At 69.0% G+C, this 16,085-nt stretch carries 13 protein-coding genes; 12 read left to right on the forward strand and 1 reads right to left on the reverse strand.

Features of this window, described 5'->3' with window-relative positions; translation table 11 throughout:
• Window positions 1-2,175 (reverse strand): transglycosylase domain-containing protein (locus EFAMC2_RS09280; RefSeq protein WP_154028864.1); only part of this gene is annotated, 2,175 nt, incomplete at its 3' end.
• A 210-nt stretch (window positions 2,176-2,385) separates the two neighbouring features.
• On the opposite strand from EFAMC2_RS09280, the gene EFAMC2_RS09285 reads away from it, so the two are divergent.
• The 12 genes from EFAMC2_RS09285 (at window position 2,386) to EFAMC2_RS09340 (ending at window position 16,053) form a co-directional block, all read left to right on the forward strand.
• Entirely contained in the window at window positions 2,386-4,005 is a 1,620-nt protein-coding gene (locus EFAMC2_RS09285) for a DUF6056 family protein (protein WP_154028866.1), read from the forward strand.
• Between the two features lie 5 nt (window positions 4,006-4,010).
• Window positions 4,011-5,798 carry a hypothetical protein gene (locus EFAMC2_RS09290; protein ID WP_154028868.1) on the forward strand — a complete coding sequence of 596 codons (1,788 nt, stop codon included), beginning with the start codon at window positions 4,011-4,013 and terminating at the stop codon, window positions 5,796-5,798.
• Window positions 5,799-5,856: 58 nt separating this feature from the next.
• The gene (locus EFAMC2_RS09295) at window positions 5,857-6,876 is read left to right on the forward strand and encodes a glycosyltransferase family 2 protein (RefSeq protein WP_261980237.1); all 1,020 of its coding nucleotides are present in this window, start codon (window positions 5,857-5,859) and stop codon (window positions 6,874-6,876) included.
• Between the two features lie 342 nt (window positions 6,877-7,218).
• On the forward strand, window positions 7,219-8,433 hold the full coding sequence (tyrS, locus tag EFAMC2_RS09300) for a tyrosine--tRNA ligase (protein ID WP_187325267.1): 1,215 nt from the start codon (window positions 7,219-7,221) through the stop codon (window positions 8,431-8,433).
• 88 nt (window positions 8,434-8,521) lie between these two features.
• Window positions 8,522-11,122 carry a peptidase U32 family protein gene (locus EFAMC2_RS09305; RefSeq protein WP_154028870.1) on the forward strand — a complete coding sequence of 867 codons (2,601 nt, stop codon included), beginning with the start codon at window positions 8,522-8,524 and terminating at the stop codon, window positions 11,120-11,122.
• A 230-nt stretch (window positions 11,123-11,352) separates the two neighbouring features.
• A complete protein-coding gene (locus tag EFAMC2_RS09310; RefSeq protein ID WP_154028872.1) occupies window positions 11,353-11,694 on the forward strand; it encodes a NifU family protein in 342 nt (113 codons plus the stop codon).
• Between the two features lie 200 nt (window positions 11,695-11,894).
• The gene (locus tag EFAMC2_RS09315) at window positions 11,895-12,128 is read left to right on the forward strand and encodes a NifU family protein (RefSeq protein WP_154028875.1); all 234 of its coding nucleotides are present in this window, start codon (window positions 11,895-11,897) and stop codon (window positions 12,126-12,128) included.
• Window positions 12,129-12,130: 2 nt separating this feature from the next.
• Entirely contained in the window at window positions 12,131-12,688 is a 558-nt protein-coding gene (gene dcd, locus EFAMC2_RS09320; protein ID WP_154028877.1) for a dCTP deaminase, read from the forward strand.
• 157 nt (window positions 12,689-12,845) lie between these two features.
• Window positions 12,846-13,661, forward strand: coding sequence for a prolipoprotein diacylglyceryl transferase (gene lgt, locus EFAMC2_RS09325; RefSeq protein WP_154028879.1), 816 nt, complete (start codon window positions 12,846-12,848; stop codon window positions 13,659-13,661).
• 120 nt (window positions 13,662-13,781) lie between these two features.
• Window positions 13,782-14,582, forward strand: a complete 801-nt coding sequence (locus tag EFAMC2_RS09330) for a YebC/PmpR family DNA-binding transcriptional regulator (RefSeq protein ID WP_154028881.1) — start codon at window positions 13,782-13,784, stop codon at window positions 14,580-14,582.
• 257 nt (window positions 14,583-14,839) lie between these two features.
• Window positions 14,840-15,547: a hypothetical protein gene (locus tag EFAMC2_RS09335; protein WP_154028883.1), complete on the forward strand. Its 708-nt coding sequence runs from the start codon at window positions 14,840-14,842 to the stop codon at window positions 15,545-15,547.
• Window positions 15,548-15,549: 2 nt separating this feature from the next.
• A complete protein-coding gene (locus EFAMC2_RS09340; RefSeq protein WP_154028885.1) occupies window positions 15,550-16,053 on the forward strand; it encodes a DUF2273 domain-containing protein in 504 nt (167 codons plus the stop codon).
• Window positions 16,054-16,085 lie beyond the last annotated feature (32 nt).

Consider the following 16,085-nt stretch of genomic DNA (forward strand, 5'->3'; position numbering starts at 1 on the left):
GCCGCCGCCGGTGCCGCCGCTCGAGCCGCCGCCGTTTCCGCCGCCGGAGCCGCCCCCGCTCGGCGTGCTTGCGGCGCCGCCCGTGGTACCGCCGGCGCCGGCGTCCTCGGCGGAGTTGGAGTTGGTCACGGTGTTTCCGGTGGTGGCGTTGTTGGTAGACCCATTGCCCTCGGAGTCGCTCGTGGTCGCGCTCGTCGTGGAGGCGGTGCCGTTGTTGTAGCCCTTGCTGGTGTTGGAGAAGTCCCAGGTGCTGTTCTGCTTGTAGCTGGGGTCGGTCGCGTCTGCCATGGGCCAGTCCGCTCGCTCCACGCCGTCAAGGACGCTGTTCAGGAAGTAGGCGGCCGTGAGGCAGGAGGTGTTGTAGGGGTGGCCCGAGCCGCTGTTGATGCGCACGGCCTTGGAGCCCTCCTTGTAGCCCGTCCACACCGCGATGGAGACCTGTGGGGTATAGCCGCAGAACCAGAGGTTGTCCAGGTACTCGGTGGTGCCCGTCTTGCCGGCGATGGGCTGGTCGATCTTGAGCGTGTTGCGCATCGTCTTGGCGGTGCCCTTGCTGCCGGAGATGACAGTCTCGAGCGCCTCGGTGGCAGCCTTGGCCACGCCTGCGTCCAACGCCTGCTGCGGGTTGTCCTGGTGCTCGTAGACCACGTTGCCGTTGCGGTCCTCGATCTTGGTGATGGCCACGGCGTCACGCTTGAGGCCGCCGCTGGCGAACGTGGCGTAGCTGGCCGCCATGTCCAGTGGCGAGGTGCTCATGGAGCCCAGCACGGTGGAGAGGTAGGGGTCGAGGTTGCCCGTGACGCCCATCTTCTTGGCCGTGGAGACCACGTTGTCGATGCCGATGGCCTCCGCCACCTGCAGGTAGCCAGTATTGGAGGAGATGGCCGTGGCATCGGTGAGGCTCAGATAGCCGTACTGGTCGTTGCCGTAGTTCTGGAACCTCGTGCCGCCGATGGTGATGGGCGAGTTGCAGTTGAGGACGATGTTGGGGTTCATGCCCGCCTGGAGCGCCGCGGCGAGCGTGAAGACCTTGAAGCTCGAGCCCGTCTGGCGCTCGGCCGTGGCGGCGTTCACCTGGGCGGTGGAGGAGCTGCCGTAGTAGTCGCGTCCGCCCACCATCGCCTTGATGTAGCCGGTCGAGGGGTCGATGGCCACGAGTGCCTGCTCCAGCTCGTCGTTGCCGCTGTTGGAGAGGAACTTCTCCACGGCGGCCTGGGCGGCCTCCTGGTAGGTGGGGTCAATCGTGGTGTAGATCTTGAGGCCGCTCTGGACGATGGTGTCGGTGCTGAAGTCGCCCTCCAGCACGCCCTTCACGTAGTTGGTCCAGTAGGGGTAGGTGCCCTCCTGGTCCAGGTTGGTGTCACCAAGGTTGAGCTCGATGGGCTGGGCCTGGGCGGCGTCGTGGTCCTCCTGGGAGATGTGGCCCAGGCGCAGCATGTTGTCCAAGACCTTGTTGCGGCGCTGGAGGCAGGCGCCGGGGTTCACGGTGGGGTCGTAGTAGGAGGGCGAGTTGGGCAGGCCGATGAGCGTGGCGGCCTCGGCCAGCGTGAGGTCGCTCGCGTTCTTGTCGAAGTAGGTCTTGCTTGCGGCCTGGATGCCGTAGGCGCCGTGGCCGTAGTAGATGGTGTTGAGGTACATCATCAGGATCTGGTCCTTGGAGTACATCTTCTCCATCTCGACGGCGATGTAGGCCTCGCGCACCTTGCGCTTGAGGGTCTTGTCGAACTGCTCGTCGGACAGGACGGTGTTGCGCACGAGCTGCTGGGTGATGGTGGAGGCGCCCTCGGAGCGGCCGGCGAGCTGCGAGAACACGGCGCGCACGATGCCTGCCGGGTCGATGCCGTTGTGCTGGTAGAAGCGCTCGTCCTCAACGTCCACGGTGCCCTTGAGCACGTAGTCGGACACATGGTCCTGCGTGACGGACTGGCGGTTCTCCAAGTAGAACGTGGCGATGGTGTTGCCCTGCGCGTCGTAGACCTCGCTCGGCTCGGCCACCAGGTAGGCGTCGGCCGAGGTGTAGTCCGGAAGGTCCTGCAGCCACGACTCGATGAGCGCGCCCAGTGACACCGTGAGCGCGATGGCGAGCATCGTCAGAAAGCCCAGCACGCCAACGGCGGTGAACCCGACGATGTGCGTCTTCGAGTGTGCGCGAGCGCGACGGTTGCGAATACCCATGCATCCTCCAATAAGGTCACAGTTGCTGCCCATTATCCTTCAAAAGGGATGGCTGCGCGAGAGCGCGCCGCTGCGTCAACGCCCCGTCCACAACGCTTGGGGCATCTGGTGGATGGCCCCCTTGGGGCGCCCTTTGGGAGGTGCTCTTCACCTCGCTTTTGGCTCGGTGCCGTAGACTGGTGGCATTCGACTTTCTGGGAGGGCGCGCACATGGGCAAGACGGGTTTTGGGACGAGGGCGGCCGCGGCCGTGCGTGGAGGTGCGGTCGCGGGGCGCAGACCCCGGCCGGCGGAGCCGCTCGGCATCCGGGCGGTGGGCTGGCTGGGCGTGGCCCTGCTGGTTGCCACCCTCGTGCCGCTTCTGCTCATGAGCGCCTACAACCACTCCTATGCCGACGACTGGCACTACGGCGTCTGGGCCCACCTCACGCTGGAGGAGACGGGCAACGTGGGCCTCGCGCTGGTGACGGCGCTCGAGCAGGTGGGCAAGGCCTGGTTCGAGTGGCAGGGCACCTACTCCGCCATCTTCCTCATGGCCGTCCAGCCCGGTGTCTTTGGTGAGCAGGTCTACGTGATTGCCGCTCCGCTCGTGCTGGCCACGCTCGTGGTGGGCACGCTCTTCTTCACGCACGTGGCGCTCGTGGAGCTCCTGGGCGCCGAGCGCGGCGCGTGGCTCGGGGCTACCTGCGCCATGCTCTGTGTGCAACTCCTGCTGCAGCCGAGTCCCGTGGAGGGCATCTTCTGGTTCAACAGCGCCGTCTACTACACCGCCTACCATGCCGCCGCCCTCGCCCTCATGGGCTTCCTCATGCGTATCTGCGACCCGCGCCGCGGCGAGCGACCCGCGGGCTCGGTGGTGGCGTCCGCCGTGCTCGCCGCCTTTGTGGCCGGCGGCAACTTCGTGACGGGCCTCGTGACCGTGGAGGTCATGGTGGCCCTGCTCGTGTGCCTCATCGCATGCCGGCGTCGCTGCGCCACGGACGTGCTGCCGGCATTCTCCCTCATGGCGGTGGGCCTCGCGCTCTCGCTGGCGGCCCCTGGCAACTCGGTGCGCCAAGAGACGCAGTTCCCAGACGACTCCGCCGGCGTGTGGGGCACCATCGCGGGCTCCACGCTCAGCGCCTTCCAGTACCTGCAGGAGTGGGGCGGAGGCCTGGTGCTGTTGCTGGCGGCGCTGTGCGTGCCCCTCGCCATTCGCGTGGGCGAGCGCGCCGCCGCCCGTGGCTGGCGTTTCTCGTTGCCCGGTGTCGTGGCCGTGGGCTCGGTGGCGCTGTTCGCCACGAGCTTCACGCCCACGTTCTGGGCCCAGGGCACGCCGGGGCCGGGTCGCGTGCAGAACTGCAGGTTCGACCTGTTCGTGCTGCTGCTGCTCGTGAACGTCTTCTGGTTCTGCGGATGGGTGGCGGCCCGCCGCCGCGCGGCCGGCATGGGGACGCTCCGCGCCGAGGTGCTCTCCGCCCGCAACGTGGCGTGGGCCACAGGCGTCGTGGCCCTCGTGGCCGTGTGCGTGGTTGGGTCCATGGCCGCCGACGACGACCTGGGCGAGAAGCTCTCCAGCGTCTCCGCTGCCCGCTCGCTGGCCTCTGGCCAGGCCGCGGCCTATGACGCGCAGGTGTGGGACCGCCTCACCACTATCGAGGGCTCGAGCGAGTCGAGCCTCAAGGTGCCCTTCTACACCAACGTTCCCCACGTGCTGCTCATGGGCGACATTCGCGACAACATGGACAACTACATAAACTACCGCCTGTGCCAGTGGTACGGCAAGGACTCCATCATTGGCTATCACGCCGCCACGACTGCGTCCACCGGCACCGCGGGCGGTGGGGCGTGAGGGTGATGCGCGAGGGAAGGCTCGCGCTCTCCCTCCCGCGCAAGAGCGCCGTGGCCGCCACTCCGGCACGGCGCGACAGGTGGCGCCGGGTTGGTGACTTCCTCGCGAGGCTCGGCCTTGCGCTCGCGCTCATCTGCCTGGGCGCCGCCACGCTGGTGGCCACCGTCTCCACGGTGTGGCTCATGACGGACGCCAAGGAGGGCAACCTCACGCAGAGCATGTCCGTCTTCACGCTTGCCTCGCCGGAGAGCTGGGCCGTGCTGGGCGCCGGCGCGGCGGGCGGCGTGGTGGTGCTGGCGGTCTGCTGGCTCGCGTGGCGCTTTGGCGCCGCGCTCGAGGGCAGGCGCGCGAGCGCGGCCCTCGTCTTGGCGGCGCTCGTGGCGCAGCTGGTTGTGGTCCTTGCGCTCCAGACGCGCGACGCCAACTGGGGTGACTCCTGGATGGTGGGCGGCATGGCGGACCGGGCGGTGGCTGCTGGCAGCGTGAGGTCGCTGTTCGAGGGCCCCTATCGCACGCTGTTCTACGACGCGCGTCTCTACTTTGCGTGCTATCCCTTCCAGGCCACCTACTTCTGGCTGCTCTGGGGTCTGCGCCAGGCGTGCGGCGCGTACTCGTACCTCGTGTTCCAGGTCATCTCGTCTGTGGTGACCTCCCTTGCCGCGGCGTCGCTGCTGGACCTTGGGCACACGCTTGCGCCCTCGGCGGGGGCGCGCCGCGTCCTGTGGGTGCTCGTGGCGCTCTGCCTGCCGATGTACTGGCTCTCGACCTTCCTGTACTGCAATGCGATGGGCTTTGGGTTTGCGGCCGCCTTCCTGGCCATGCAGGCCCGCGCGATGCGTGCGGCGGGGGAGCGTGGCCGTGCCGCCCATCCGTCGCTGCGCTCGCTCGCGTGGTGCGCAGCCTCGCTCGTGCCGCTCGCGCTTGCGCTCTGCACCAAGGCCACGTTCGTCCTCTTTGCGCTCGCCGCCGTGCTGGCGTGGGTGGTGCTTGCCGTGCGCGCCCGCGACCCGCGCGGCCTCGCTGCCTGCCTCGCCGTGGTGCTGGCGGCGCGCTCGCTCTCGGGTCTGCCGTTCCAGGCGCTGCGCGAGGCATCCGGCGGCTATGAGTTTGGCGACGCGCTCACCACCCTCAACCACCTCGAGCTTGGCCTGCGCATGGGCCAGGGCGAGTTCTACGTGAGCGTGGACGGCGGCGAGCCCACATTCGCGCCCGGCGGCTGGTCCAACCACGCCAACGCCCTCTGGGACGCCTCGGGCCAGGACGCCTACGTGCAGGACCTCGCCGCCCAGCAGCTCATAGCCGCCCACGTGGTGGAGTTTGCGGGCGACCCGTCCTACGCGGCCCGGTTCTTCTCGGTAAAGCTTGCGAGCGAGTGGGCCGACCCAACCTACCAGGCCCTCTACTACCTGGCCGAGTGCCTGGACGGTGCGGGCGAGCGCGTCTGCAACCCCGCCGACCTCTCGACCCCGGTGGGCCTCGCGTGCACCGTGCTCACCTTCCTGCTCGACGGCTACCAGACGCTGACCCTTGCGGCGGCCCTCGGTGCCCTGGCGCAGGTGCGGCGCAGGTGGGGGATTGACCACGGTTGCGCGGGTTTGGGCGAGGAGGTGGCGCTGCTTCTGGCGGCCACGTTCTTCGTGGGCTTTGGCTGCTACCTGCTGTGGGAGGCTAAGTCCGTCTACCTGCTGCCCTTCGCGTGCGTCCTTCTGCCCCTCTCCGCGGCGGGGCTCGACGCCGCCTTGGCTTGGCTCAAGGCTCGTGTCGCTCGCTTGGTGGCGAGCCGTCGCCCGTAGGGGAGCCGCTTGGCCGGCTATGATGGTGTCTCGTTGGTCTTCGAGCGAGGTGGGCAGGATGGACGAGCTGCGTGAGGACATGGCTGGTGCCGAGGGCACGGGGAAGCCACCCGTGCTGTGGGTCGTGGTGCCCTGCTACAACGAGCAGGAGGTGCTGCCCACCACGGCGGGCGTGCTCGCGGAGAAGCTCGCGTCGCTGAGGGCCCGCGGCATGGTGGCCTCGGCCTCGCGTATCCTGCTCGTGAACGACGGGAGCAAGGACGAGACCTGGCGTCTTGCCCGCGCCCTGCACGACGACCCCGCTTCGCTGGGTCTCCCCAACGCCGTCGGCATGTTCTGCGCCATCAGCTTCGCTCACAACGAGGGGCACCAAAACGCCCTGTTCGCCGGCCTCATGCACGCGCTCGAGCGCGGGTGCGACTGCGCCGTGTCGCTCGACGCAGACCTCCAGGACGACCCGAACGCCATCGACGAGATGCTCCGCGCCCACGCGCAAGGGGCTGAGGTGGTCTACGGCGTGCGCTCGAGCCGCGCGTCTGACTCCGCCTTCAAGCGCGACACGGCGGAGGCCTTCTACGGGCTCATGCGCTGGCTCGGCGTTGAGATGGTGTCGGATTCGGCAGACTACCGCCTCATGGGTAGGCGATCGCTCGAGGCCCTCTCGCGCTACGGCGAGGCAAACCTCTTTCTGCGCGGCATCGTGCCGGCGCTAGGCTTTACCTCGGCCAAGGTTGAGTACGTGCGCGCCCCGCGCGCGGCGGGGGAGTCCAAGTACCCCCTCGGCAAGATGCTCTCCTTTGCGCTCGAGGGCATCACGTCGTTCTCCGTGCGGCCGGTGCGTCTTGTGCTGCTGGCGGGCCTCGTCTTTTTGCTCGTGGCGCTGGTGATGGTGCTCTACGCGCTCGCAAGCCTCGTGGCCGGGCGCGTCGTTGCCGGCTGGACGAGCCTCATGATCTCGGTGTGGTTCGTGGGCGGCGTCACGGTGACCTCGCTCGGCATCGTGGGCGAGTACGTTGGGCGCATCTACCTCGAGAGCAAGCATCGACCCAGGTACATCATCGCCGAGACCCTCGACTAACCCGAGGCCCTGCGGCGCCCCATCTCGACCCTCATTCGTCGCTCGCGTACTTTTGTACGCGTCGCTCCTCTTTCGGGCCGACCTGGGGCGCCGCAGGGCCTCGGGGCGCTTGGGCCGCCCGAGGGCGCCCCCGCTTGCCGCCCGGGCCTTCGCCTGCGCACTTTTGTGCGCGTCGCTCCTCTTTCGGGCCGATCCGGGGCGCCGAGGTGCCCCATCCGCTAAACTCAATAGGTTGCCAGGCCCATCTCGCCCGGCTTTGCCGCCCCAAGTGGCGGCCGAACAGACAACCAAGCACCGCCCGCGAAGGTGGGCGAGGGTGCTACCCGCATCCCAGGAGGAACCGTGCTATCAGTTGACGAGCAGATGAAGGTCATCGCCTCGGGCGTCGCCCAGATCGTGCCGGAGGCGGAGCTTCGCAAGAAGCTCGAGAAGGGCACGCCGCTCAACATCAAGCTGGGCGTGGACCCCACGAGCCCAGACCTGCACCTCGGCCACGCCGTGCCGCTGCGCAAGATGCGCCAGTTCCAGGACCTCGGCCACAAGGTCACGCTCATCATCGGCAACGGCACCGCACTCATCGGCGACCCGTCCGGCAAGAACTCCACGCGCCCGCAGCTCTCTCAGGAACAGGTCGAGGCCAACGCCCAGACCTACGTCAGCCAGGCCATGAAGATCCTCGATCCCGAGAAGACCACCATCGTCCACAACGGCGACTGGATCCTCTCGCTCGACCTCAAGGGCCTGCTGGAGCTCTGCAGCAAGTTCACCGTGGCGCGCATCCTGGAGCGCGACGACTTCACCAAGCGCTACCAGTCCCAGACGCCCATCGCCCTGCACGAGTTCCTCTATCCGGTGATGCAGGCCTACGACTCCGTGGAGATCGGGGCGGACGTGGAGATGGGCGGCACCGACCAGCTCTTCAACCTGCTCGCCGGCCGCGACCTCATGGACAAGATGGGCATGGAGCCGCAGGTGGCACTCACGATGCCGTTGCTCGAGGGCACCGATGGCGTCCGCAAGATGTCCAAGAGCTACGGCAACTACGTTGGCCTCACGGACGCGCCGGCAGACATGTACGGCAAGGTCATGAGCATCCCCGACACCATGATCGGCAAGTACTACCGCCTGGCGTCCACGCTCTCGGTGGAGGAGGTCGACGCCATCGACGAGCAGCTCGCGAGCGGCGAGGCCGATCCCTACAAGCTCAAGCAGGCGCTCGCCCGCAACATCTGCGACCTCTACCACGGCGCCGGTGCCGGCGACGCCGCCCAGGAGGAGTTCCTCCACGTCCACAAGAACCGCGAGATTCCCGAGGACGTGCCCGAGGTGGCCGTGGAGGTCGAGCTCAACGACGAGGGCCTCGTCTACCTGCCGCGCGTGCTGCAGGCGGCCGGCCTCTCCAGCTCCGCCGGCCAGGCCAGGCGCGACATCGACGGCGGCGGCGTGAAGGTGAACGGCGAGGCGCTGCCTCCCAAGAGCTACAACGTTGACCCGGCGCTCCTGGCCAAGGGCAACGTCCTGCAGGTTGGCAAGCGTCACTTCGCCAAGCTGGCCTAGGCAAGCGGCTCCAGCTGGGAGACAGGATCGCGACCGTGCGCGGGTGCCGAGCTATCGGTGCCCGCGCTGCCATGTGAAAGGTGGGCCTGTGGCCATCGAGCTTCTTGCCCCGGCGGGCGGCCCCGAGCCGTTCCGTGCCGCGCTCGCGGCGGGGGCCGACGCCATCTACTGCGGCGTGGGCAACGACTTCAACGCACGCCGCAGCGCGCACAACTTCACCTACGACGACTTCGAGGCCGCCTGCCGCGCCGCGCACCTCGCTGGCACCCGCGTCTACGTGACCATCAACGTGGTGGTGCAGCAGGGCGAGATGGGCCGTGCGCTCGCGCTTGTGCGCTCGGCCGCCCTGCGCGGGGCCGACGCCTTCATCGTGCAGGACTGGGGTCTGTTCGCCGAGATTCGCCGCACCTGGCCCGAGCTTGAGCTGCACGTCTCCACGCAGGCGAACGTGCACGACGCGCGCGGCACCGCCTGGGCCCGTGCCCAGGGGGCGCATCGCGTGACGCTCTCGCGCGAGCTGTCGCTGAAAGAGATTCGCCGCATTGCCGAGGAGGGCGTTGAGTTGGAGGTCTTTGGCCACGGCGCCCTGTGCTTCTGCTACTCCGGCGCGTGCCTCATGTCGAGTATGGCGGGCGGCCGAAGCGCCAACCGCGGGCTTTGCGCGCAGCCCTGCCGCCTGCCGTATGACCTGGTGGACGAGTCTGGCCGCGCCATCGAGGCCGAGGGGCGCACCCGGCCGCTCTGCCCCAAGGACGCCTGCACCGCCCAGGACGTGGGCGCCCTCATGGACGCCGGCGTGGGCTCGCTCAAGGTTGAGGGCCGCATGAAGGCGCCCGACTACGTGTGGAGCGTCGTGGGCGCCTATCGCGAGCAGATCGACGACGTGCTGGCGGCGCAGGGCTCGGGCCCGGTGCCCGCGGGCCTGTCCGAGTTGGGCGCCACGCCGGTGGAGCCGGCCGTGGCCCGCCGGCTCAAGCGCGCTTTCAACCGCGACTTCACCGATGCCTACCTGCGCGGCACCTCGGGCGACGAGATGATGAGCTACGAGCGATCCAACAACCGCGGGCAGCTCGTGGGCGAGGTCATCTCGAGCGAGGGGGCCCAGGTACAGCGACGCGACGGCCGCGGCAACCTGCACCGCGATCCGCGTCAGGGGCGCAGGAGCGCTCGGTGCACGGTGCGGGTGCGCGTGAGCGAGCCGGTGGGGGCCGGCGACCTCCTGGAGCTCCGTCCCGTCGACAACCCCGACGCCTTCCTCACGGCCACCGTGCCTGAGGACGTACCCGCCGGAGGCACGGTGGAGTGTCGCGTGGCGCGCCCGATGCCGGTGGGGTGCCCGGCGCGGCTCATCCGCAGCAGGGCAGCCCACGACGGGTCCGACGCCGCGCTTGCCCGCGAGGTGCCGCGCCGCCGGCCGGTGTGCGTGCGCGTGGTGGCACGCGTGGGCCAACCGTTCTGCGTGGAGCTCGCCTGCGTGGGCGGCCCCGAGCTGTCGGGCGGGGGCCTGCCGCATGCTGCGGCGGAGGGCTTCGTGGTGGAGCCGGCTCGCACGAAGGCCGTGACCCGCGAGGATCTTGTGGCGCACGTGGGCCGCATGGGCGGCTCGGCCTTCGAGCCCGTCTCGTTCGACGTTGAGCTCGACGAGGGCTGCGGCATGGGGTTCTCGGCCGTGCACAAGGTGCGCGCCGCTGCCTGCGAGGCGCTCGAGCGCGCGATTCTGGCGCCGTATGCCGAGCGTGCGACCTCGCTTGCTCCGCAGCCGAGCGAGCTCTCGGCTGCGGGCGCGCGGACTGCTGCCGGCGCGAGGGCTGCGGGCGCGCGGGTGGCCGCGAGCGGCTCCGCTTCTGCCCCGGCTGCCGCCGCCGACCCCTCGTGCGTGGAGGTGTGCGTCATCGCGGCGTCGCCCGAGGTCGCGATCGCGGCGCTTGAGGCGGGCGCCTCGCGCGTCTATGCCTGGGCCGACGATCTCTCCGCCGATGGCTCCGGCGTGCCTGCGGCGAGCTGGCCCGAGGGGGTTACGCCCATCCTGGACGAGGTCTGCCGCGAGCCGGACCACGCCCGCCTCGATGCCTGGGTGCTCCCGGGCGCCCCGGTGGCCGTGGGCAACGTGTCCGAGCTGGCGCTTGCCGCGGAGCGCGGCGCGGCCCCCGAGGTTCGCGGCTGCATCCCAGTGCACAACATGAGCTGCCTTGCGGCCCTGGAGCGCGCCGGCGCCGCGGCCGTGTGGCTCTCGCCCGAGCTCACGCTCGAGGAGATCTCCTCGCTTGCCCCTGCCGCCACGGTGCCCGTGGGCCTCGTGGTCTCCGGCAGGCCGCGCGTGATGACGAGCGAGCACTGCGTGCTGCAGACCGCCGGCGCGTGCATCCACGACTGCGCGCGCTGCCGCCTGCGCCCCCGCCGACTCTCCCTGCGTGACCGCGACGGCAAGCTCCTCCCGGTGCGCACGGACCTGCACGGCCGCTCGCGCATCTACGACGCCTTCCCCCTGGACCTGACGCCGCAGGTGGGAGAGCTTGCGCGCGCGGGCGTCTCGCGCATGGCCGTGGACGCCACGCTGCTGGACGGCTCCGAGGCCGCCTTTGCGGTGACGCGACTCGTGCGCGCCCTCGCGGCAGTCTCCGCCGGCAGGAAGCCCGCACCGCGTGACCGCCACGCAACGAGCGGTCACCTCTTCACTGGCATCGGCTAGTTATTGGGGGCAGGCCCTTTGCAGGTTTCCTGACAGCCTTTTCAGAGAACTTGCAAAGGGGCCTGCCCCCGATTTCGTATGACTTGATATGTGGGCCGGGTGCTGGCATATTCGGAGACTTGGGTATAGCAAAGGAAGTTGTGCGGCAAGGGGCCGCACGGCAAGGAGACGCGGGGCGCAGACCCCGCGCACGTGACTGTTCGCCCGGCGTGCCGGGGGAGAGGATAGACATGGCAGAGACCGAGACCAACAACGAGAACCCCCAGGACACCGCGCGGGCGCAGGACTCCCAGGCTCCGGCGCAGGCCGCCGACAAGCCCGCCGAGGGCGCCCGCCCCAAGGTTGACCAGCAGCTGCTCGAGGACGTCATCGACGCCATCCGCCCGAGCTTCCAGGCAGACGGCGGCGACCTCGAGCTCGTCGGCTGCGACGAGGACGGCGTCGTCACCGTCGAGATGGTGGGAGCCTGCGCCGGCTGCATGTTCGCCGCGAGCGACATCACCGAGGGCATCGACACGATCATCCGCGAGCACGTGCCCGGCGTCACGGCCGTGCGCCCGGTGATGTACTAGGCTATTGTTCGCAGGGGCCCTCGCGCGTGCGCGTGCGACCGCGCAAGCCCGCCGCACGCGCGGGAACGACGCGATGCCCTCGCGCAGGGGCGGGGCCCCGCGGGAAGCAAGGCGGCCAAGGGCCGCAGAAATCGAGGCGCACGCACCGCGGCATAGGCTCGCGGGCGCGCGCCTCGGCATACGAAGGGGAGGTGCCGGCAATGTCGGTTGACAAGGACCTGCTCGCCGCGGTGCTCGACGCGGTCCGCCCGAGCCTGCAGGCAGACGGCGGAGACCTCGAGCTCATCGGCGTGGACGAGAATGGCGTCGTCTCCATCGAGCTCCAGGGCGCGTGCTCGGGCTGCTCGCTGTCGGACATGACCGTCTCGCAGGGCATCGAGCGCGTGCTCATCGAGAACGTGCCGGGCGTCACGCGCGTGCAGGCGGTGGTGTAGCCATGGTGCTCTCGGACAGGGACATCAAGGCAGAGCTCGCCGCCGGCCGCATTGCTATCGAGCCGCTCGACCTTGCGGACGTGCAGCCCGCGTCGGTCGACGTGCGCCTGGGCTCGAGCTTCCGCATCTTCCGCAACTCCACCCACACCTACATCGACCCCACGACGGACCAGCCCGAGCTTACCGAGGAGGTCGTGGTACCCGAGGGCGGCCAGTTTGTCCTGCACCCGGGCCAGTTCGTGCTTGGCACCACGCTCGAGCGCATCGCCGTGCCAGACGACATCCTCGGCAAGCTCGAGGGCAAGTCCACGCTCGGCCGCCTGGGCCTCATGATCCACTCCACCGCCGGCTACGTGGACCCGGGCTGGGACGGCGAGATTACGCTCGAGCTCTCGAACGTGGCCACGCTGCCCATCGTTCTGCACCCAGGCATGCGCATCGGGCAGATGAGCTTCGAGCGCATGACGAGCCCGGCCGAGCGCCCCTACGGATCCACGGGGCTCGGCAGCCACTACCAGGGCCAGCGCGGTGCCGCCGCCGCGTACACGCTCACGCGCTAGCCGGGTCTCGTCGCGGGGTTGCCTCCGTCGGGAGATGTGCCTCGCCTGCCAGAGACTTACCAGTCGCGCGTCGCCCGTCTCATGCGCCACTCGTCTCACTCCTCGGGCGCCTGCCTTCGCGCGGGCGCCCGCTCGTATCAGGAAGGACCAAGCCCACATGCTCAACGAGCTCTACCAAAGCCTGGACCCGGTGGCCATCTCCCTCGGCCCCATCGCCATCCGCTGGTACGCCCTTGCCTACCTCGCCGGCTTCGTGCTCGCGGGCGTGGTCGTCACGCGCGTGGCCTCCCATTGGGAGCTGGGCCTCACGGGCTATGAGGTCTCGAACGTCATCATCGGCATCGCGTGGGGCGTCATCATTGGCGCGCGCCTGTTCTACTGCGTCTTCTACGGCGACGGCTACTACCTGGCGCACCCGCTCGAGGTCTTTGCGCTCTCCGAGGGCGGCATGAGCTTCCACGGCGGCCTGTTTGGCGCGGTGGTGGGAGGGGCGCTCGTGTGCCGTGCCTGCCGCATCTCCATCCCCACGATGTGCGACCTCGGCGTCATCGGGGCGCCCATCGGCCTGTTCTTTGGTCGCTGTGCCAACTTCGTGAACGGTGAGCTTTGGGGCAAGCCCACGGACCTGCCCTGGGGCGTGGTGTTCGAGACGGGCGGCGACGTGGCCCGGCATCCCAGCCAGCTCTACGAGGCGCTGCTCGAGGGCGTCGTGATTTTCTGCGTGCTATTCGCGATGTCGCGCAGGCGTCCGGCGCGTTCGCAGGGCACCTTCATGGGCACGTTCCTCGTGCTCTACGGCGTGTTCCGCTTCCTCATCGAGTTCGTGCGCGTGCCCGACGCCCAGCTTGGCTACCTCTTTGGGCCCGTGACGATGGGCCAGCTGCTGAGCCTGCCGCTCGTGGTGGCCGGCATTGCCGTGCTTGCGTGGGCAAGGCGTACGAAGCGGCAGCAGGTGGGGCACGTCGAGGCCTAGTGGTGCTATCATTCGAAAGGTTGCGCGTGCCCGCCCTCGGGCGTATGCTCGCGCAGAATCGCTCGTAAGTAGTTTGCGCGCGGCTGAGACGCCGAGCGCTGCGGCAAGAAGGAGACGCGCATGTCCGGACACTCCAAGTGGGCAACCACCAAGCATCGTAAGGGCGCGCAGGACGCCAAGCGCTCGGCGCTGTTCTCGAAGCTCTCCCGCAACATCACCGTTGCGGCCAAGCTCGGCGGCGACCCGCTCCCGGAGAACAACGCCTCCCTGGCTGCCGCCGTGGCCAAGGCTCGCATGTCCTCCATGCCCAAGGACCGCATCAAGGCCGCCATCGACAAGGCCTTTGGCGCCGGCGCCGACGCCGCGATCTACTCCGAGGTTGCCTACGAGGGCTACGGCCCCGCTGGCGTCGCCGTCTACGTTGACTGCCTGACGGACAACAAGAACCGTACCGCGGCCGACGTTCGCTCTGCGTTCTCCCACTCCGGCGGCTCCCTCGGCACCTCCGGCTCCGTTGCGTTCCAGTTCGAGCGCAAGGGCTCCCTGGCCGTTGACAAGGTCATCAAGTCCGACGAGAAGAAGGTCCCCGACAAGGAGAACGCCGTCGACGAGGACGAGTTCATGATGGCTGTCGCCGAGGCTGGCGGAGACGACTACGAGGACGCCGGCGACGAGTGGATCGTCTGGACCAAGTACGACAACATGCCGCAGGTCGTGAAGGGCCTCGAGGACCAGGGCATCGAGGTCAAGGGCTCCGAGCTCACCATGGTTCCCACCACCCCGACCGAGGTCTCTCCCGTCGACGCCAAGAAGGTCCAGCGCCTCGTCGACCGCCTCGAGGAGCTTGAGGACGTCCAGAACGTCTATCACACGATGGACATGACGGATGAGGTTCTCGCCGCCCTGGAGGAGGACGAGTAGCCGGTCGTTTCTGGCACCTCGCCTTGACGTTCGATCGTCGCTCACGTGCATAGGCGCGCTTTGCCTCTCTTTCATGTCAATATGGCATGCCAGAAAGCCGCTTTGGTCTTCCTGAGAAGAGGAGCACGAATGAACGGCGGGAGCTCTTCGGGGTATCCTAGTGTGCAGTGCGCGCCCTGGTCGGGAGGCCGGGGCGCGTTTTCGTTATGTGCCCCTTGGGGGCGGAATGGCCGGAGGGCTCCGGCGGGGGAGGATTCATGGGCGGCTTCAGGCGCTTCGTGCTGTTCGTGTTCTCGTTGGCGGGCATCGCTTGCCTGCTGGCGCTGGCGCTACCGTGGTTTGGCCTCTACGGTGACGCCTTTGCCACGCTTGGCGAGTACGAGGCCTACTACGTTGCCGTTGAGGTGTGCCTTGCCATGACGGGCGCCTGGCTCGCGTGGAACCTCCTGCGGTCGCTCTTCAGCCGCCGCCACGACGCCATCTCCGTCATGGTCATCGACGGAGGCCAGATCACGGTCACCAAGAGCGCCGTGGCCTCCCAGGCCTCGCGCATCGTGGAGGAGGGCGGCCTTGGCCTCGCCAAGAGCGTAGACGTCCTTGCCGGCTCTCATGGCCCGGTTCGCGTGAACGTGAAGGTGACGCCCCACCAGTCCGTGGACGTCCAGCATGAGGCCCCGATTTTGCACGAGGCGCTCGTGGCGGGCCTTACTGCCATGTGCGGCGAGCGTCTGGGCGAGGTTGACATCGAGTTCCTCGAGGCGGAGGAGCCTCGCTCCCTTGTCGCGGATGCCGCGTACGAGGAAGAGGCCCGGGAGGGGGGCGGTCCTGCGTCCGCGCCCTCCGCCGGGCCGGCCGCAACGGCCCTTCCCAAACCGGTGCCCGCCGCGGCCGAGGCCCCCATGCCCGCCGATGCCGACACCACGGGCGACATCACCATCCCCATGCGCGGGGAGAGGGAGGAGTAGCGATGGCCCAGGACAAGATTCAGGCGCGCATCGAGCCCGCATCCGCCGACACCAAGTCCGAGGGCACATCGGCCACACCGGCGGCGAAGCGCTCGGACGCCTCCGTGGACGCCGGCGCCCAGGGCGCGCCCTCCGGCAGCGCGCCGCATGCGGCCCCGGCGGCCGGCGTCTCCGGCCAGCAAGCATCCGCGAAGGCTCCCACCACGGGTGCCTCCGCGTCCTCGTCGACCGGCGACGCGGCCACGGCTCCCGGCGCTGTCGAGGTAGCTCCCGCAAACTACCTCGACCGTGCGTGTGCCTGGCTCGCCGAGACATTCCCCAACAGCCGGCATGCCGTCCTCGGCGGCATCTGCGGCCTCATCGTTGCCCTGCTGCTGTTCACCATCGGCGTGCTCGACACCCTCATTGTCGCCGTCTGCATCGCCTGCGGCGTTGCCGTGGGTCAGTACCTTGACGGCGACCCCAAGCTCGCCCGCATCGTCCAGAGCCTTATCAAGAGGCGCTAGCCCTAGATCTGGCCCGGCGTCGGCCTTGCCCG

Origin of the sequence: Olsenella uli, assembly GCF_901212655.1 — a bacterium.
GTDB classification, from domain to species: Bacteria; Actinomycetota; Coriobacteriia; order Coriobacteriales; family Atopobiaceae; genus Parolsenella; species Parolsenella uli_A.